Source organism: Serratia marcescens (assembly GCF_001902635.1).
GTDB classification, from domain to species: domain Bacteria; phylum Pseudomonadota; class Gammaproteobacteria; order Enterobacterales; family Enterobacteriaceae; genus Serratia; species Serratia marcescens_F.
This window is the reverse complement of record NZ_MJAO01000015.1, coordinates 85,116-103,857: the sequence shown is the minus strand read 5'-3', so window position 1 is coordinate 103,857 and position 18,742 is coordinate 85,116. Positions and strand designations below refer to the sequence as shown.

20 protein-coding genes and 1 other annotated feature are annotated in these 18,742 nt (G+C 57.3%); of the genes, 16 read left to right on the top strand and 4 right to left on the bottom strand.

Translation table 11 applies throughout. The features are described from left to right. Positions 1-88 precede the first annotated feature (88 nt). Positions 89-388 carry a type V toxin-antitoxin system endoribonuclease antitoxin GhoS gene (ghoS, locus tag BHU62_RS16080; protein WP_073532894.1) on the bottom strand — a complete coding sequence of 100 codons (300 nt, stop codon included), beginning with the start codon at positions 386-388 and terminating at the stop codon, positions 89-91. A 109-nt stretch (positions 389-497) separates the two neighbouring features. On the opposite strand from ghoS, the gene BHU62_RS16075 reads away from it, so the two are divergent. From BHU62_RS16075 to BHU62_RS16050, 6 genes are all read left to right on the top strand, one after another. Then, on the top strand, positions 498-1,163 hold the full coding sequence (locus tag BHU62_RS16075) for a transglycosylase SLT domain-containing protein (RefSeq protein WP_025159924.1): 666 nt from the start codon (positions 498-500) through the stop codon (positions 1,161-1,163). A gap of 307 nt (positions 1,164-1,470) precedes the next feature. Further along, positions 1,471-2,196, top strand: a complete 726-nt coding sequence (locus BHU62_RS16070) for a gluconate 2-dehydrogenase subunit 3 family protein (protein WP_073532893.1) — start codon at positions 1,471-1,473, stop codon at positions 2,194-2,196. Between the two features lie 2 nt (positions 2,197-2,198). Next, on the top strand, positions 2,199-3,980 hold the full coding sequence (locus tag BHU62_RS16065; RefSeq protein ID WP_073532892.1) for a GMC family oxidoreductase: 1,782 nt from the start codon (positions 2,199-2,201) through the stop codon (positions 3,978-3,980). A gap of 12 nt (positions 3,981-3,992) precedes the next feature. Continuing rightward, entirely contained in the window at positions 3,993-5,330 is a 1,338-nt protein-coding gene (locus BHU62_RS16060) for a c-type cytochrome (protein ID WP_073532891.1), read from the top strand. A 256-nt stretch (positions 5,331-5,586) separates the two neighbouring features. Continuing rightward, a complete protein-coding gene (locus BHU62_RS16055; RefSeq protein WP_073532890.1) occupies positions 5,587-6,870 on the top strand; it encodes an HAAAP family serine/threonine permease in 1,284 nt (427 codons plus the stop codon). Between the two features lie 150 nt (positions 6,871-7,020). Next, positions 7,021-8,154 (top strand): ABC transporter substrate-binding protein, encoded by a 1,134-nt coding sequence (locus BHU62_RS16050; protein WP_073532889.1) that lies wholly within the window; start codon positions 7,021-7,023, stop codon positions 8,152-8,154. Positions 8,155-8,191: 37 nt separating this feature from the next. Here BHU62_RS16050 and BHU62_RS16045 read toward each other — a convergent pair whose 3' ends face one another. Then, entirely contained in the window at positions 8,192-8,881 is a 690-nt protein-coding gene (locus BHU62_RS16045) for a MarC family NAAT transporter (RefSeq protein ID WP_073532888.1), read from the bottom strand. 102 nt (positions 8,882-8,983) lie between these two features. Next, positions 8,984-9,238 carry a hypothetical protein gene (locus BHU62_RS16040; RefSeq protein WP_236720681.1) on the bottom strand — a complete coding sequence of 85 codons (255 nt, stop codon included), beginning with the start codon at positions 9,236-9,238 and terminating at the stop codon, positions 8,984-8,986. 231 nt (positions 9,239-9,469) lie between these two features. Between BHU62_RS16040 and BHU62_RS16035 the strand changes: the two genes are divergently transcribed. The 9 genes from BHU62_RS16035 to ihfA all read left to right on the top strand — a co-directional run bounded on the left by BHU62_RS16035 (position 9,470) and on the right by ihfA (position 17,581). Next, positions 9,470-10,093: a hypothetical protein gene (locus BHU62_RS16035; RefSeq protein WP_073532887.1), complete on the top strand. Its 624-nt coding sequence runs from the start codon at positions 9,470-9,472 to the stop codon at positions 10,091-10,093. Between the two features lie 218 nt (positions 10,094-10,311). Continuing rightward, positions 10,312-12,240 carry a threonine--tRNA ligase gene (gene thrS, locus BHU62_RS16030; protein WP_073532886.1) on the top strand — a complete coding sequence of 643 codons (1,929 nt, stop codon included), beginning with the start codon at positions 10,312-10,314 and terminating at the stop codon, positions 12,238-12,240. Positions 12,241-12,243: 3 nt separating this feature from the next. Beyond that, the gene (infC, locus tag BHU62_RS16025; RefSeq protein ID WP_048233542.1) at positions 12,244-12,795 is read left to right on the top strand and encodes a translation initiation factor IF-3; all 552 of its coding nucleotides are present in this window, start codon (positions 12,244-12,246) and stop codon (positions 12,793-12,795) included. Between the two features lie 98 nt (positions 12,796-12,893). Next, positions 12,894-13,091: a 50S ribosomal protein L35 gene (gene rpmI, locus BHU62_RS16020; protein ID WP_004931418.1), complete on the top strand. Its 198-nt coding sequence runs from the start codon at positions 12,894-12,896 to the stop codon at positions 13,089-13,091. 44 nt (positions 13,092-13,135) lie between these two features. Next, positions 13,136-13,492, top strand: a complete 357-nt coding sequence (gene rplT, locus BHU62_RS16015) for a 50S ribosomal protein L20 (protein ID WP_004931417.1) — start codon at positions 13,136-13,138, stop codon at positions 13,490-13,492. A gap of 113 nt (positions 13,493-13,605) precedes the next feature. After that, positions 13,606-13,728: a sequence feature (Phe leader region), on the top strand. Continuing rightward, positions 13,610-13,654 carry a pheST operon leader peptide PheM gene (gene pheM, locus BHU62_RS25320; RefSeq protein WP_121626058.1) on the top strand — a complete coding sequence of 15 codons (45 nt, stop codon included), beginning with the start codon at positions 13,610-13,612 and terminating at the stop codon, positions 13,652-13,654. It overlaps the preceding feature by 45 nt. Positions 13,729-13,894: 166 nt before the next feature. After that, entirely contained in the window at positions 13,895-14,878 is a 984-nt protein-coding gene (gene pheS / locus BHU62_RS16010) for a phenylalanine--tRNA ligase subunit alpha (protein WP_073532885.1), read from the top strand. Positions 14,879-14,892: 14 nt separating this feature from the next. Continuing rightward, positions 14,893-17,280, top strand: a complete 2,388-nt coding sequence (gene pheT, locus BHU62_RS16005; RefSeq protein ID WP_073532884.1) for a phenylalanine--tRNA ligase subunit beta — start codon at positions 14,893-14,895, stop codon at positions 17,278-17,280. A 4-nt stretch (positions 17,281-17,284) separates the two neighbouring features. Next, positions 17,285-17,581: an integration host factor subunit alpha gene (gene ihfA, locus BHU62_RS16000; protein WP_004931414.1), complete on the top strand. Its 297-nt coding sequence runs from the start codon at positions 17,285-17,287 to the stop codon at positions 17,579-17,581. A gap of 188 nt (positions 17,582-17,769) precedes the next feature. Here ihfA and BHU62_RS25530 read toward each other — a convergent pair whose 3' ends face one another. Then, positions 17,770-17,904, bottom strand: a complete 135-nt coding sequence (locus tag BHU62_RS25530; protein ID WP_265341105.1) for a hypothetical protein — start codon at positions 17,902-17,904, stop codon at positions 17,770-17,772. 230 nt (positions 17,905-18,134) lie between these two features. Between BHU62_RS25530 and BHU62_RS15995 the strand changes: the two genes are divergently transcribed. After that, positions 18,135-18,578, top strand: a complete 444-nt coding sequence (locus BHU62_RS15995; RefSeq protein ID WP_073532883.1) for a DUF2502 domain-containing protein — start codon at positions 18,135-18,137, stop codon at positions 18,576-18,578. The last annotated feature ends 164 nt before the right edge of the window (positions 18,579-18,742 follow it).

Sequence of the window (18,742 nt, the reverse complement as noted above, 5' to 3'; positions counted from 1 at the left end):
TGAAGCAAAGTCAAGCGTCACCAGTCCGTCGCCGGCGGGTTATTTCTCCAACTGAAAAAAATAATACCGTCCGCAGAGTTATAGCATTTTATGTATCAGTATGTAACCGCTGCAGATAGTCCTTACAGGTGTCGATCGCCACCTCCGGTTGTTTTCCCAACGCCAGCCGCCCGAACCCCTGCGCCAGCTGCAGTACATCTCCTTGATCCAATGTGGTTATGAAGGCAAAACTATTACTGCCGAGCTCATGATGTACACCCTTTTCGTCTGTCACCGACGTGACAAATCCCTCGCGCGTCAATTGTCCGGTCAGCTTGGCCAGGTCGGTTAATCCCTCTTCCTGATAGCGAAAAGTCACCACAAAGCAGCCTGTTGCAGATTGACTCATAAATCACCTCTTGGTATATGGGTAGCTTGAGATTAGCCCAAAAAATTACTGCAGGTGTCCTTACAAGTTGTATATGCTACGCAACTCATTGAAAGGAGTGAGGGATTCTGTGAAAACAAAAATAGGTTGCCTTACGGCAATTTTGCTTTTGTCGGGATGCGCCAAAGATCCGCAAACGGCAAGCAATATTTCAGGCAGTGGCACAACGCGCGGCGGTTGGTTAAAACCCCCTCCGCAGGCACCGGTAAACCGCACAGGCACTCCGGTTGTCTACAACGATTACATTCGTCAGGCCGCCAGCAACTATGGCGTTGACGAAACGCTGATTAAAGCGATTATTCAGGTGGAGTCCGGGTTTAACCCGAACGTGGTCAGCACCTCGAACGCAGTGGGATTGATGCAGCTTAAGGCTTCTACCGCCGGCCGCGACGCCTATCGCATGAAAGGACGAAGCGGGCAGCCCAGCTCGCGTGAGCTGAAGGATCCGGCGGTCAATATTGATCTGGGAACGGCCTATATCAATATTCTTCAAAGCCAGCAGCTAGCCGGGATCAACAACCCACAGACTTTGCGTTACGCCACCATCGTTTCATACGTGAACGGGGCGGGTGCCATGTTGCGCACCTTCTCCTCGGACAAGCGCGTGGCGGTCAATCGCATCAATCAGATGAGCCCGGATGAGTTTTATCAGCACATCCAGAAAAAGCACCCGGCGCCGCAGGCACCGCGCTACTTGTGGAAGGTGACCACCGCCTATCAGGCGATGTCGCAGTAACCCTCAATCCTGTCAAATCGGCCGCTAAACGCGGCCGATTTTGTTTCCGGTGCGGGTTCAGATCGCGACCGGCCTCTCATTTTTCGTTATTTCCCTTCCGATTACTGAAAAAACCGCACAAAAAGTTAAATTTACGTTAGCAGATAAATCTTTACGTTCATTCAATAAGTTACCGGTAACATCTTTGCGTTTGCTCGCATCTTGACCTTCAATAAACATACAAATAAGTAACAAATTATTTTAAAAACCCGTATCGAACGAAAGGTTGCGGTTAAATAGTTGTGACTATCTTTGGATGGAATGTGACATGTCGAATCATAAAACCAACAATTCGCGGCGCGATTTCTTATTGAAATCGATGACCTTAATTCCTGCGGCGGTGATTGGTGGCAGCGGCGTTGGCGCGCTGACGGCACCGACACCGGCGGTCGCTGCCACGAACACCTCAACGCAGAACGATTACCAACCGACCTTTTTCACCCCGGAAGAGTGGGCCTTCGTCAAGGCCGCCGTCGCGCGCCTGATCCCGGCCGACGAACGCGGCCCCGGCGCATTGGAAGCCGGCGTGCCGGAGTTTATCGATCGTCAGATGAACACGCCTTACGCGACCGGCTCCATCTGGTACATGCAGGGGCCGTTCAATCCCGATGTGCCGAAGGAAATGGGCTATCAGCTGCCGCTGGTGCCCAAGCAGATCTACAACCTCGGCATCAGTGACGCCGACGCCTACAGCAAGAAAACCGCCGGCAAGCCTTTCGCCGAATTGGATGGCGCCCAGCAAGACGCCATGCTGCAAAAATTCGAGTCCGGCGAGGCCGAGTTCCAGCAACTGCCATCGAAACTGTTCTTCTCCTATCTGCTGCAAAACACCCGTGAAGGTTTCTTCAGCGATCCGATCCATGGCGGTAACAAAGACATGGTCGGTTGGAAGCTGATTAATTTTCCGGGCGCGCGCGCCGATTTTATGGACTGGGTTGAGCGAGGGGAGCGTTATCCCTTCCCGCCGGTATCGATTCGAGGGGAGAGGGGCTAATCATGGCAACGGTAATGAAAAAAGTAGACGCGGTGATCGTCGGCTTCGGCTGGGTGGGCGCGATCATGGCCAAAGAGCTGACCGAGGCCGGCCTCAACGTGGTGGCGCTGGAGCGTGGCCCGATGCGCGACACCTACCCGGACGGTTCTTATCCGCAGGTGATCGACGAGCTGACCTATAACATCCGCCGCAAGCTGTTCCAGGATCTGTCTAAAAGCACCGTCACCATTCGCCACAACAGCAGCCAGACCGCGGTGCCTTACCGCCAGCTGGCGGCGTTTCTGCCGGGTACCGGCGTTGGCGGCGCCGGTCTGCACTGGTCGGGGGTGCATTTCCGCGTCGATCCGATCGAACTGCGCATGCGCAGCCACTATGAAGAGCGCTACGGCAAAAACTTCATTCCGAAGGACATGACCATCCAGGACTTCGGCGTGACCTACGACGAGCTGGAGCCGTTCTTTGACAAGGCGGAGAAAGTGTTCGGTACCTCCGGCACCGCCTGGACCATCAAGGGGCAGAAAGTGGCGCAGAAGGGCGGCAACCGCTTTGCGCCGGATCGCTCCGACGACTTCCCGCTGCCGGCGCAGAAAAACACCTACTCCGCCCAGCTGTTCGAGAAAGCGGCGCTGGAGGTGGGCTACCACCCTTACAACCTGCCGTCCGCCAACACCTCGGACTCTTACACCAACCCGTATGGCGCGCAGATGGGCCCGTGCAACTTCTGCGGTTTCTGCAGCGGCTACGCCTGCTACATGTATTCCAAAGCCTCGCCGAACGTCAACATCTTGCCGGCGCTGCGCATGGAAAAACGCTTTGAGCTGCGCACCAACGCCAACGTGCTGAAGGTCAACCTGACCGACGACAAGTCCCGCGCCACCGGCGTGAACTACGTCGATGCGCAGGGCCGCGAGATTGAACAGCCGGCCGATCTGGTGATCCTGGGCGCGTTCCAGTTCCACAATGTGCACCTGATGCTGCTGTCCGGCATCGGCAAGCCTTACGATCCGGTGACCGGCGAAGGCGTGGTTGGGCGCAACTTCGCTTACCAGAACATGACCACCATCAAGGCGTTCTTCGATAAAGACGTGTTCACCAACCCGTTCATCGGCGCCGGCGGCAACGGCGTGGGCGTGGACGATTTCAACGCCGATAACTTCGACCATGCCAAAGAAGGCTTCGTCGGCGGTTCGCCGTTCTGGGTCAACCAGGCGGGCACCAAGCCGATCTCCGGCCTGCCGACCCCGCCGGGCACCCCGGCCTGGGGCAGCAAGTGGAAAGCGGCGGTGGCGGATGCCTATACCCACCATGTGTCGATGGACGCCCACGGCGCGCACCAGTCGTACCGCAACAACTATCTGGATCTCGATCCCAACTACAAGAACGTGTTCGGCCAGCCGTTGCTGCGCATGACGTTCGACTGGCAGGAAAACGACATCAAGATGGCGCAGTTCATGTACGACAAGATGGCGCCGATCGCCAAGGCGATGAACCCGAAACTGATCGCCGGCAGCCCGAAAAACGCCAACAGCCACTTCGATACCACCAACTACCAGACCACCCATATGAACGGCGGCGCGGTGATGGGGGAAGATCCGAATACCAGCGCGGTCAACCGCTATCTGCAGAGCTGGGATGTGCACAACGTGTTCTCGATCGGCGCATCGGCCTTCCCGCAGGGGCTGGGCTACAACCCGACCGGCACCGTGGCGGCGCTGGCTTACTGGTCTGCCCGCGCCATTCGCGAGCAGTATCTGAAAAACCCAGGCCCATTGGTGCAGGCATAAGGACGGCGAACGATGAAAGCATTTGTACCGGCACTGGTTCTCAGTGCAGTGAGTTTCTCCGTTTGGGCGCAGGACGCCACCGTCAGCAGCGAGCTGATCAAGCGCGGTGAATACCTGGCGCGCGCCGGCGATTGCGTGGCCTGCCACACCGACGGCAAGAACGGCAAAACCTTCGCCGGCGGCCTGGCGATGGAGACGCCGATCGGCACCATCTACTCCACCAACATCACGCCGGACAAGAAAACCGGCATCGGCGATTACAGCTTCGAGGATTTCGACAACGCGGTGCGTAAGGGCGTAGCCAAAAACGGCAGCACCCTGTACCCGGCGATGCCGTACCCGTCGTTCGCGCTGGTGAAAGAGGACGACATGCGCGCCATGTACGCCTATTTCATGCACGGCGTGCAGCCGGTGGAGCAGGCCAACAAGGACTCCGACATCCCGTGGCCGCTGTCGATGCGCTGGCCGCTGAGCATCTGGCGCGGCATGTTCGCGCCGACGCCGGCGGACTTCGTGGCTGACGCCAAGGCCGATCCGGTGATTGAACGCGGCCGCTACCTGGTGGAAGGCCTGGGCCACTGCGGCGCTTGCCATACCCCGCGCAGCATCACCATGCAGGAAAAAGCGCTGAGCGACAGCGAAAGCAACGACTACCTGTCCGGCAGCAACGCGCCGATCGACGGCTGGGTCGCGTCCAGCCTGCGCGGCGATCGTAAAGACGGCCTGGGCAGCTGGAGCGAAGCGGAGCTGACCGAGTTCCTGAAAACCGGCCGCAATGACAAGGCGATCGTGTTTGGCGGCATGAGCGATGTGGTGGAACACAGCCTGCAATACCTGAGTGACGACGATCTGACCGCCATCGCGCGCTACCTGAAATCGCTGCCGCCGAAAGACGGCAAGCAACAGACGGCGCCGGTCGAAGACAGCGTGGCCAAGGATCTGTGGCGCGGCGACGACAGCAAGCCCGGCGCGGCGCTCTATGTCGATAACTGCGCGGCCTGCCACCGCACCGACGGCGTGGGCTACAAGCGCGCCTTCCCGTCGCTGAAGGGCAACCCGGTGGTGCAAACCGAGGATGCGACCTCGCTGATCCACATCGTGCTGACCGGCAACACCACGCCGGCGGTGCAGGGGGCGGTATCCAACATCACCATGCCGCCGTTCGGCTGGCGTCTGAACGATCAGCAGGTGGCGGACGTGGTGAACTTCATCCGCTCCAGCTGGGGCAACAGCGCCAAACCGGTGAGCGCCTCCGACGTGGCCAGCGTGCGTAAAGACCGCTCGATGATCCGTGACGAGAAGGAGATGGGCAGCGCCGAGGTGCCGGACCATCCGGACGCGAAGAAGTAAACCGCTTAAGGGCTCCGCAGGGGGCCCTTCGTTTTTCCTGCGCGCGCCGATTTTTTCAGCATTATCCGGTCACAAATCGCCCGCTCGGCCGATAAAACATAGACCCGCAGGGGATTTTTCATTATCCTTTGCCGTCCTTTCATCAGGCGCAAGTATGAAATATCGCTTTAATTTACTGATTACTATTAAAAATTCGCGGAGAAGGATATCCCGTTAGGCGCAATCGTTAGCGCCGCAGATTAAGGTAGACTGTCTCATGAGTACGATTTCTCCCGATTCAGGCACGCTGACGGCCGCTCAGCCTGCCAAATGGAACAAAACCGACACCGTCTGGATGTTCGGTCTCTATGCCACTGCGGTGGGTGCCGGCACGTTGTTCTTGCCGATCAATGCCGGGCTGAACGGCCCCCTGGTGCTGCTGTTGATGGCGCTGTTCGCTTTCCCGCTGACCTATTTGCCGCACCGTGCGCTCAGCCGCTTCGTGCTTTCCGGCTCCAGCCGCGACGGCAACATTCACGATGTGGTGGTGGAACACTTCGGCGTGTTGGCCGGCAAAATCATCATGATGCTGTACCTGATGGCGTTCTTCCCGATCGTGCTGGTGTACAGCATTTCGATCACCAACGCGCTGGACAGTTTCCTGATCCATCAGTTCCACGTGGCGCCGTTGCCGCGCGTCTGGCTGAGCCTGGCGGTGGTGGTGGTGCTCAATCTGGTGCTGCTGCGCGGCAAAGACAGCATCGTGGCGGCGATGGGCATGCTGGTGTTCCCGCTGTTGGTGTTCCTGATGGGCATTTCGCTGTATCTGATGCCGACCTGGAATACCGCCAACTTCGTTCACGGTCTGGCCGCTACGCGCTTTGACACGCCGGGGCTGTGGCATTCGCTGTGGTTGGCGGTGCCGGTGATGGTGTTCTCCTTTAGCCATGCGCCGATCATCTCTTCTTTCGCTTCGACCCAAAAAAGCCTGTACGGTGACAAAGCGGAACGCCGCTGCGCGCGCATCATGCGCTACAGCTACGTGCTGATCTGCGTCACCGTGTTGTTCTTCGTGTTCAGCTGCGTGCTGAGCCTGTCGCATGAAGACATGCTGCAGGCGAAAGAACAGAACATCACGGTGTTGACCACGTTGGCCAACAAGTTCTCCAACCCGCTGATCGCCTATCTCGGCCCGGTGATGGCGATGCTGGCGATGGCCAAATCCTATCTCGGCACCTCGCTGGGCGTGACGGAAGGGGCGACCAGCCTGATCGACGGCGTTACGCGCGCGGTCGGCAAGCCGCTCAGTTCGCGCATGACGCACCGCATCTCGGCGGTGTCGCTGTTCCTGCTCACCTGGGCGGCGACGGTGTGGAACCCGAGCGCGCTGCACATCATCGAAACCATCAGTGGCCCGCTGATTGCGGCGATCCTGTTCATCCTGCCGATGTACGCCGTGCGCGCGGTGCCGGCGATGCGCAAATACCGTGCGGCAAGCAACGTATTCGTGCTGGTGATGGGGTTGATCGCGCTGTCGGCGCTGATCTACGGCCTGGTGTGATCCTCTGGGCGCGCCGTTTCCGGCGCGCCTCTTAACGTCGTTTTACACATCCCTTTGCAATTAATCGCCGGGTGATGCGGCGTTATCTTTGATAATGCTAGCCATTCTCATTACTATTCCCGGATTGAATTATTTACCAAGGAGCTTTTCGTGCACCGTCGAATCACTCTGTCGGCGCTGGTTTGCGCCGCCGCGCTTTCCGCCCCGGCGATGGCTACCACCTATCCGCTGACCCTGACCGACACCTCCGGCCAGACGCTTACCCTCCAGCAAGAGCCAAAACGCATCGTGGTGCAGGACGGGCGCGACATTCTCACGCTGGCGCTGCTGGATCGCGCCAACCCGTTCGATCGGCTGGTGGCCTGGAACAACCTGCTGAAGAAAAGCGACGCGGCGACCTGGGACATCTTGCAAAGCAAATGGCCGGCAGCGAAAAACATTATCGATATGGGGTTCAGCGACAAGGGCGAAGTCAACCTGGAGAGCGTGATCGCCAAGCGGCCAGATCTGATGATCGCCCAGCTGCGTTCCAAACCTTCGCTGAGCCAAACCGGTGTGCTGGATAAGCTGAAGGCGCTGAACGTGCCGGTGCTGTTTATCGACACCATGCTCAAGCCGGTGGAAAACACGCCGAAAAGCGTGACGCTGCTGGGGGAAACCCTCAACCGCGAAAGCGAGGCCAAGCAATATACCGATTATTATCAGCAGCACTACCAGGCCATTCTGGCCAAGACGCAGGCGGTGGAACCCAAACCGCTGGTGTTCTTTGAAGCCAAGGCCGGCCTGAACGGACTGGAGTCCTGCTGCTATACCCACTCTCACGTCGGCTGGGGTGCGTTGGTGGAAGCGGTCGGCGCGCGCAACATCGGCTCTGCGCTGCTGCCGGGCGCGACCGGCGACGTGGCGCTGGAAAAAGTGATCAGCCTGAAACCGGACGCCTACATCGTCTCCGGCTCGCAGTGGGCCAGCAAGACCAACGCCGCGGTGCCGTTTGGCTATGGCGTGACGCAGCAGCAGGTGGATGAGGCTTTCAACCGCATGAAGCAGCGCCCGGGGTTCGCGCAGGTGTCGGCGGTGAAGGAAGGGCGGTTCTACGGCATCTACCATAACTTCTACAACCACCCGTACAACATTGTCGGGCTGGAGTATTTGGCGAAATTTATCTATCCGTCGCAGTTCCCGGATCTGGACCCGGCCAAGACCTATAGCGAGATCCTCAACCGCTTTACCGAAGTGCCGGAAGGCAAGGGCATTTTGGGCGCGCAGGCGCCGGCGGGGAAATAACGGCAACGGGCGCGGTCATCGCGCCCATGTTTAACGGTCAGGCGGCGTGCGGCGTATAAGTGGAGATGATCTCCAGCACGCCGTTGATGATGAACTGCACGCCCATACACACCAGCAGGAAGCCCATCAGGCGCGAGATCGCCTCGATGCCGCTTTTCCCCACCAAGCGCATGATGGCACCGGAACTGAGCAGGCAGCCCCACAGGATCACCGCTACCGTCAGGAAGATGGCGACCGGCGCCACGGCCAGCACCCAAGGTTCGAAACCCAGCGTGTTGTCTTTGATGCTCGACGCCGAGCTGATGATCATCGCGATGGTACCCGGCCCGGCGGTGCTCGGCATCGCCAGCGGCACGAAGGCGATGTTGGCCGAGGTTTTATGGCGCAGCTCGTGCGACTTGGTTTCCACTTCCGGCGCCTCTTCGGCGCTTTGCTGCGGGAACAGCATGCGGAAACCGATGAAGGCGACGATCAGGCCGCCGGCGATGCGCAGGCCGGGGATCGAAATACCGAAGGTGTTCATCACCACTTGCCCGGCGTAAAACGCCACTGTCATGATGCAGAACACATAAACCGAGGCCATCAGCGATTGCTGATTGCGCTCTTCGCGCGTCATATTGCCGGACAACCCGAGCAGCAGCGCCACCGTGGTCAGCGGGTTGGCCAGCGGCAACAGCAGCACCAAACCCAGTCCGATGGCCTGGAATAACTGCAAAATACCCGTCATAAAATAGACTCCCTGTGCAACGTTTAAGCCGCCAAACGGCGGCCAATGAGTGAACAGCCTAGCCCGCCGCGTGCCTGGCGGCAATGGGAAGCAACCGTAAGGCTAGCCGTCGGCTTGCGCGTTCAGCGCGCCAGACTGGCGAAACTCGTCGGCGGGAGCGTCGTCTTCGCCGCTGCAATCGTTGGCGAGTTCAGGTTCATCTTCACATCCCAATTGCATTTCGGTGACCGCAATCGCCCGCGGCACCGAACGCGCGCCAAAGTGCACCAGCCCATACAACGTCGCTAACACCGCGCACAGAACAACGAGGACAGCGAGTAACCGGTTCATCTTCTGAATAAGTCTCGGTTGGGTCATGACTGGTTTCAGGATAGCGGTTGCCGCCGGAGATCGCCAAATAGCGCGGGCACATCGCCGAACGGTGGTGGCAAAAGGGGCCGCGCTTGAGATGTGGCGTACAAATTTTGTGTTTTATGGCCTTTTTCGCCGCAGTTGTCCGGCAAAGGCCGACGTTTCGCACCAATTGCTACACCCCGCAGGCTCAGCTGCCTACCATAGGCGCGCTTTAAAACGATAATGAGATTGATTATGCAAGACGAACTGAAACTTTTACTGGGGAAAATTGGCGCGTTCGCGCTTTCCGGTGCTTTTTTGGCGGCGTTGGTCGGCCTGGTGTTTTTCGACGTACACTGGCTGCATAACTTCGTGCATGAAACCTCGCTGACCGAAACGACGCAGGCGCTGTTGCTGGTCGCCATCGCCGGCGGTTTTTTCGCCGCGGCCCGGCGACAGGCTGAACGCCGCTACGCCTGGATGCTGGTAGGCGGCTTCTTTCTCTGCATGCTGATCCGCGAGATGGACTTCGCCTTCGATGCGCTGTGGCACGGCGCCTGGGTGTGGTTCGCGCTGTCGGTCGCCTTGGCTTGCCTGTGGCAGGCAGCAAGGCACATCGCGGCGACGGTGCGCGGCCTGGCCTATGTCGTGACGCATCCCGGTTACGGCATGATGTGCGCCGGCCTGTTGTGTATTCTGGTGTTTTCACGCCTGTTCGGCATGAGTGCGCTGTGGCAAACGCTGATGCTGGACGGTTACAACCGGGTGGTGAAAAACATGGTGGAAGAGGGCTGCGAACTGCTGGGCTACGGCCTGTGTTTGCTGGCCACCGCCAGCTACATGAAAACCGTTTTTGCGCCGGATGGGGCGAAAGCGTGAGGGCGGCGGCGCTTTATTTATCCGGAACAATTTTAGTGATACTATTCGCTTAGCCGAATGCGGCTGAGAAGGTATGCGTTCCATTCTGTGTACCCAGTGAGGTTTCAATCTGGCAATTGTGGGCGAGATCTGAAACCTGGCTGACCAAACCCAAAACCCAATTTTCGTACTGCATGTGATCTGTCGTGTGGGTCACCACTGTAGATAAGGAATTATTAATGCCTGTTATTACTCTTCCTGACGGTAGTCAGCGTCATTTCGACCACCCCGTTTCCCCGATGGATGTCGCGCGCGATATCGGCCCTGGCCTGGCGAAAGCCTGTATTGCCGGCCGCGTCAACGGCGAGCTGGTTGACGCCGGCGATCTGATCGAATCAGATGCGCAGCTGGCCATCATCACCATCAAAGATGAAGACGGTCTGGAAATCATGCGCCACTCCTGCGCGCACCTGCTGGGTCATGCGATCAAGCAGCTGTGGCCGGATACCAAAATGGCGATCGGTCCAGTGATCGACAACGGTTTCTATTATGACGTGGATATCGACCGTACCCTGACGCAGGAAGACCTGGATCTGCTGGAAAAGCGGATGCACGAGTTGGCCGATAAGGATTACGACGTCATCAAGAAGAAGGTCAGCTGGCAAGAAGCCCGCGACGCCTTCGCTGAGCGCGGCGAAATCTACAAAGTGGCGATCCTGGATGAGAACATCAGCCATGACGATCGTCCTGGCCTGTATCACCACGAAGAATACATCGACATGTGCCGCGGCCCGCACGTGCCGAACATGCGTTTCTGCCACCATTTCAAACTGCAGAAAACCTCCGGCGCCTACTGGCGCGGCGACAGCAAGAACAAAATGCTGCAGCGTATCTACGGTACCGCCTGGGCAGACAAGAAGCAGCTGAACGCCTACCTGCAGCGTCTGGAAGAAGCGGCCAAGCGCGATCACCGCAAGATCGGCAAGCAGCTCGACCTGTATCACATGCAGGAAGAAGCGCCGGGCATGGTGTTCTGGCACAACGACGGCTGGACTATCTTCCGCGAGCTGGAAGCCTTCGTGCGCATGAAGCTCAAAGAGTACCAGTACCAGGAAGTGAAAGGTCCGTTTATGATGGACCGTGTGCTGTGGGAAAAAACCGGCCACTGGGAAAACTACAAAGACGCGATGTTCACCACCGCGTCGGAAAACCGCGAATACTGCATCAAGCCGATGAACTGCCCGGGTCACGTGCAGATCTTCAACCAGGGCCTGAAATCGTACCGCGATTTGCCGCTGCGCATGGGTGAGTTCGGCAGTTGCCACCGCAACGAGCCGTCGGGTTCCCTGCACGGCCTGATGCGCGTGCGCGGCTTCACTCAGGACGATGCCCACATCTTCTGTACCGAAGAGCAGGTGCGTGCCGAAGTGAACGAATGCATTCGCATGGTCTATGATGTGTACGGCACTTTCGGCTTCGACAAGATCGCCGTCAAGCTGTCCACTCGCCCGGAAAAACGCATCGGCACCGACGACATGTGGACCCGAGCGGAAGAAGACCTGGCCGCCGCGCTGACCGAGAACGGCATTCCGTTTGAATATCAGCCGGGTGAGGGCGCCTTCTACGGACCGAAAATTGAATTTACCCTGCATGATTGTTTGGATCGCGCATGGCAATGTGGTACCGTGCAGCTCGATTTCTTCTTGCCGGGCCGTTTGGGCGCCTCGTACGTTGGCGAAAACAACGATCGCGTCGTGCCGGTAATGATTCACCGCGCCATTTTGGGCTCCATGGAACGTTTCATCGGTATCCTTACCGAAGAATACGCCGGGTTCTACCCGACCTGGATCGCTCCGGTGCAGGTGGTGGTGATGAATATCACCGACAGCCAGTCTGATTACGTCCAGCAATTGACCAAAAAACTGCAGGATGCAGGTATTCGCGTTAAAGCGGACTTGAGAAATGAGAAGATTGGCTTTAAAATTCGCGAACATACTTTACGTCGAGTCCCTTACATGTTGGTGTGCGGCGACAAAGAGGTCGAAGCAGGCAAAGTTGCCGTTCGTACCCGCCGTGGTAAAGACCTGGGAAGCCTGGACGTAAATGAAGTCGTAGACAAGCTGCTGAAAGAGATTCGCAGCCGTAGTCTTCATCAACTGGAGGAATAAAGTATTAAAGGCGGAAAACGAGTTCAACCGGCGCGTCCTAATCGCATTAACAGAGAAATTCGCGCGCAAGAAGTTCGCCTAACCGGCGTCGATGGCGAGCAGATTGGTATTGTCAGTCTGAATGAAGCTCTTGAAAAAGCTGAGGAAGCGGGCGTTGATTTAGTAGAAATCAGCCCAAATGCCGAACCGCCAGTTTGCCGAATCATGGATTACGGCAAATTCCTCTACGAGAAGAGCAAGTCGACGAAAGAACAGAAGAAGAAGCAAAAAGTTATTCAGGTCAAGGAAATCAAATTCCGTCCTGGTACCGATGATGGCGACTATCAGGTCAAACTACGCAACCTGATTCGCTTTCTGGAAGATGGCGATAAAGCCAAAATCACCCTGCGTTTCCGTGGGCGTGAAATGGCGCACCAGCAGATCGGCATGGAAGTGCTTAACCGCGTCCGTAAAGACCTGTGTGAAGATATGGATCTGGCAGTGGTCGAGTCCTTCCCTACGAAGATCGAAGGCCGCCAGATGATTATGGTGCTCGCTCCTAAGAAGAAACAGTAAGGCTTCCAAGTAATCGAACCCGCGCAGCGCTTGCGCTGTGTGGGTTTTATTCGCCCAACTGATTCGTTGTTTAACAATGCGAAGTGGATTTAATTAAAATGCCAAAGATTAAAACTGTACGTGGTGCAGCCAAGCGCTTCAAAAAAACCGGCAGCGGTGGTTTTAAGCGTAAACATGCCAACCTGCGTCATATTCTGACCAAAAAAGCAACCAAGCGTAAACGTCACCTGCGTCCGAAAGGCATGGTGTCTAAAAACGATCTGGTCCTGGTTACCGCGTGCCTGCCGTACGCATAAGCCATTTTTTTTTGAATTTAGAATAAGACTTTAGGAGAGAGCATATGGCTCGCGTAAAACGTGGTGTAATTGCACGCGCACGTCACAAGAAAATTATGAAGCAGGCGAAAGGTTACTACGGTGCCCGTTCGCGCGTATATCGTGTTGCCTTCCAGGCAGTGATCAAAGCAGGTCAGTATGCTTACCGTGACCGTCGTCAACGTAAGCGTCAGTTCCGTCAGCTGTGGATTGCACGTATCAACGCAGCTGCTCGTCAGAACGGTCTGTCTTACAGCAAGTTCATCAACGGCTTGAAAAAAGCTTCGATCGAAATTGACCGTAAGATCCTGGCTGACATCGCAGTCTTCGACAAAGTGGCCTTCGGCGCACTGGTTGAGAAAGCGAAAGCAGCTCTGGCGTAAGTCAGTAGAAGAGGGAGCTTGCTCCCTCTTTTAATCTTTGTTTTCAGCGACAAATATTGACTTTTATTGGCCGCCGCTATATCACTGGTGGACAATCATCGACAAGGTACCGCAATCATGCACGCAGCTATTTTTCGTTTCTTTTTTTACTTTAGCGCCTGATTTCAGGAGGCTTTGCGCGTAAGAAAAGAAACGAAAAGTAGCGCCTAAGCCTCCCTCGTGGAGGCTTTTTTGTTTTTGGTCGTCTTCTTCGCCTTGCAAACCATCGCGGTATGGGCGGCAGGCGCAGCCGAGTCGTCCATTCGGCAACGTATTGAAAGTCTTTGAAGATCGGTCAAAGGCGTGTTCGAATAATAGATAACAATTACTTAGGGCCATCCCGGCCAGAGGAAGAGGAAAGCAATGCCACATCTCGCAGAGCTGGTTGCCAATGCCAAGGCAGCCGTAGAAGATGCCCAGGATGTTGCCGCGTTGGATTTGGTACGCGTCGAATATTTTGGCAAGAAAGGTCATTTCACCTTGCAGATGCAGTCTCTGCGTGACGTACCGGCGGAAGACCGTCCGGCGGCCGGCGCGGTGATCAACCAGGCCAAGCAAGAGGTGCAAGATGCCCTGAATGCGCGTAAGAACGCGCTGGAGACCGCGGCGTTGAACGCGCGTCTGGCGGCGGAAACCATCGATGTTTCCCTGCCAGGCCGTCGCATGGAAAACGGCGGGCTGCACCCGGTGACCCGCACCATCGACCGTATCGAAACCTTCTTCGGCGAGCTGGGCTTCTCCGTCGCCACTGGCCCGGAGATTGAAGACGATTACCATAACTTCGACGCGTTGAACATCCCAGGGCACCATCCGGCGCGCGCCGATCACGATACCTTCTGGTTCGACGCCACGCGCCTGCTGCGCACCCAGACTTCAGGCGTGCAGATCCGTACCATGAAGAACCAGCAGCCGCCGATTCGCATCATTGCGCCGGGCCGTGTTTACCGCAACGATTACGATCAGACTCATACCCCGATGTTCCACCAGATGGAAGGGCTGATCGTCGATAAAGACATCAGCTTCACCAACTTGAAGGGCACGCTGCACGATTTCCTGAACAACTTCTTTGAAGAAGATCTGCAGGTTCGTTTCCGTCCGTCCTACTTCCCGTTCACCGAACCGTCTGCTGAAGTGGACGTGATGGGCAAGAACGGTAAATGGCTGGAAGTGCTGGGCTGCGGCATGGTGCATCCGAACGTGCTGCGCAACGTCGGCATCGATCCGGAAGTTTACTCCGGCTTCGCCTTCGGCATGGGCATGGAGCGCCTGACGATGCTGCGTTACGGCGTCACCGACCTGCGCGCATTCTTCGAAAACGATCTGCGTTTCCTCAAACAGTTTAAGTAAGGCGGGAATATCACATGAAATTCAGTGAACTCTGGTTGCGCGAGTGGGTAAACCCGGCCATCAGCAGCGAAGCATTATCCGATCAAATCACCATGGCCGGCCTGGAAGTGGACGGTGTGGATCCGGTTGCCGGTGCTTTTAACGGCGTAGTGGTGGGCGAAGTGGTCGAGTGCGGTCAGCACCCGAACGCCGACAAGCTGCGCGTCACCAAGGTCAATGTGGGCGGCGATCGCCTGTTGGACATCGTCTGTGGCGCGCCGAACTGCCGCACCGGCCTGAAAGTGGCGGTCGCCACCGTGGGCGCGGTGCTGCCGGGCGACTTCAAAATCAAGGCCGCCAAGCTGCGTGGCGAACCTTCTGAAGGCATGCTGTGCTCGTTCTCCGAGCTGGGTATTTCAGACGATCATGACGGCATCATTGAGCTGCCGCTGGATGCGCCGATCGGCACCGATATCCGTGACTATCTGAAACTGAACGACAATACCATCGAGATCAGCGTCACGCCGAACCGCGCCGACTGCCTGGGCATCATCGGCGTCGCGCGCGACGTGGGCGTATTGAACCAGGTTGCGCTGACCGAGCCGGACATGAGCCCGGTGGCCGCCACCATCGACGCCACGCTGCCGATCCGCGTTGACGCGCCGCAGGCGTGCCCGCGCTATCTGGGCCGCGTGGTGAAAGGCATCGACGTCAAAGCGCCAACCCCGCTGTGGATGCGTGAAAAACTGCGTCGCTGCGGCATCCGCTCTATCGATGCGGTGGTGGACGTCACCAACTATGTGCTGCTGGAACTTGGCCAGCCGATGCACGCCTTCGATCTGAGCCGCATCGACGGTGGCATCGTGGTGCGCATGGCGGAAGAAGGGGAAACCCTGACGCTGCTGGACGGCAACGAAGCCAAACTGAACGCCGACACCTTAGTGATCGCCGATCATCAAAAAGCGTTGGCGATGGGGGGTATCTTCGGCGGCGAGCATTCCGGCGTCAATGGGGAAACTCAGGACGTGCTGCTGGAGTGCGCCTTCTTCAGCCCGCTGTCGATCACCGGGCGCGCGCGTCGTCAGGGCCTGCACACCGATGCCTCTCACCGCTATGAGCGCGGTGTCGATCCGGCGCTGCAGTATAAAGCGATGGAACGCGCTACGCGCCTGCTGCTCGACATCTGCGGCGGCCAGGCCGGCCCGGTTATCGACGTGACCGATGAAAACGAACTGCCGAAGCGCGCTACCATCACGCTGCGCCGCGAGAAGCTGGATCGCCTGATCGGCCACGTGGTGCCGAGCGAGCAGGTTAGCGACATTCTGCGTCGCCTGGGTTGCCAGGTGACCGAGCAGGGCGACAGCTGGCAAGCGGTCGCGCCGAGCTGGCGTTTCGATATGGAGATCGAAGAGGATCTGGTGGAAGAAGTGGCGCGCGTTTACGGCTACGACAATATCCCGGATGTGCCGGTTCGCGCCGATCTGGTGATGACCCAGCATCGCGAAGCCGATCTGACGCTGAAACGCGTGAAGACCATGCTGGTCGATCACGGTTACCAGGAAGCGATTACCTACAGCTTCGTCGATCCGAAAGTGCAGGCGCTGCTGCATCCTAATGAAGAAGCGCTGATCCTGCCAAGCCCGATTTCGGTAGAAATGTCGGCGATGCGTCTGTCGCTGTGGACCGGCCTGCTGTCTGCGGTGGTGTATAACCAGAATCGCCAGCAGACGCGTCTGCGCCTGTTCGAAAGCGGCCTGCGCTTTGTGCCTGATAGTGCGGCAGATCTGGGTATCCGTCAGGACGTCATGCTGGCAGGCGTGATCGCCGGCCATACGCACGATGAACATTGGGATCTGGCGCGCAAGCCCGTCGACTTCTATGATTTAAAAGGGGATCTGGAGTCTGTCCTCGAGCTGACCGGTAAATTGTCCGAAATTCAGTTCCGGGCGGAGGCCAATCCGGCCCTGCATCCAGGGCAAAGTGCGGCGATTTATTTGCACGGTGAACGCGTAGGTTTCATCGGTGTGGTTCACCCGGAACTTGAGCGTAAACTGGATCTTAACGGCCGCACCGTGGTGTTTGAACTTGAGTGGAACAAGCTTGCGAGCCGCGCCGTGCCTCAGGCGCGGGAGATTTCGCGCTTCCCGGCAAACCGCCGTGATATCGCCGTTGTGGTGGCTGAAAACGTCCCCGCAGAAGATATTTTGGCCGAGTGTAAGAAAGTTGGCGCAAATCAGGTAGTTGGCGTAAACTTGTTTGACGTGTACCGTGGCAAGGGCGTGGCAGAAGGTGACAAGAGCCTGGCTATCAGTCTGGTATTGCAGGATACCGCTCGTACACTGGAAGAAGAGGAGATAGCCGCTACCGTTGCAAAATGCGTAGAGGCTCTAAAACAGCGATTCCAAGCATCCTTGAGGGATTGAACCTATGGCGCTTACTAAAGCTGAAATGTCAGAACACCTGTTTGAGAAGCTTGGGCTTAGCAAACGGGACGCCAAAGACCTGGTGGAACTGTTCTTTGAAGAGGTCCGTCGGGCCCTTGAGAATGGTGAACAGGTAAAACTGTCGGGTTTTGGCAACTTTGATCTGCGTGACAAGAACCAACGTCCGGGGCGCAACCCGAAGACCGGCGAAGACATTCCGATTACGGCGCGCCGCGTGGTGACCTTCCGTCCGGGGCAGAAGCTGAAAAGCCGGGTAGAAAACGCCAGCCCGAAAGGGTGAGTGACGTGACATCAAAAAAGGCCGCTTGCGCGGCCTTTTTCTTTTCTGGCGTAAAATTCAGTTTATTCCTAAGCGATAATGTTGAGATTAAATTTTTTCATAAAGCGGCACGGTGTTAATTTATTTTAATCTTAATTGCGGAATATTCTTATATCTTATTTGATATATTCCACTCGTCTTTTATTGCCTCAATAACGGTTGTAATAATGGCCCGGGCCGCCGCCCCGGTGACCGCCGTCCCAGTGCGGGCCCCAGCAACAGGCGCTGAGCGTCGAGGCCAGCGCCACAACGGCCAGCAACATTCCAATGCGTTTGATCATCATATTATCCTCCAGTGGGAATCAGATTAATTATAATTGCTGCGCCGCCTGTGGTGCGTCAGTTATTCGTTAAGCCTTGTCAGCGGCTATGATTATTAAAGGCGTCGGCAAACCGTGTCGGGATTGTGTAAGGGGGCCGAAAACGATCTGAAAATAGGCACCGGTGAGATAGTCGATAAATAAGCGTGCTGATATAACCACTACAGCAAGAAAATAGAGAGCGAGAAGGCGAAATGAAAAAGATCCTGTTGCTGGTGTGTTTACCGCTGCTGCTGCCGCTGGCGGCGCAGGCCGATGTGTCCGTCGATATCAACGTGCCGGGTGTTTCCCTGCATCTGGGGGATCAGGATCGGCGCGGCTATTACTGGGATGGTTATGACTGGCGTCCGCCGCAGTGGTGGCACGCGCATCAAGGCCGTGGCCTGGGTGAGCGCAATGCGCGCGGCATGTACTGGGACGGCGGGCGCTGGCAACCTGCACCGCCGCGAGGTTATGAGCATCGTGAGCCGGAACGCAACGGCAATCCGTTCCATGGCGATCGTGATAATCGCGACCACGAGCGCCGCCATGACGATCGCGGCGACGATGGCCGTCGTGACGATCGTGGCGACAATGGCCGTCGTGACGACGGTCGCGGTCAGCCTTACCCACAAGATAATGCGGGCCCGCATCGTTAACCCCTGAGTTTACCGGCGGCTGGTTTTGCCATCATCGTGCGATGACGGGCAGGGCCAGCCGCTGCTTTCCTGCTCCATCGCATACGCAAGGCTTCCCCTTGTGGCGTTAACCCCCTAATATTCGACTCAGACGTCAATTATCCGGCCACGAAAGCGGCCGGCAG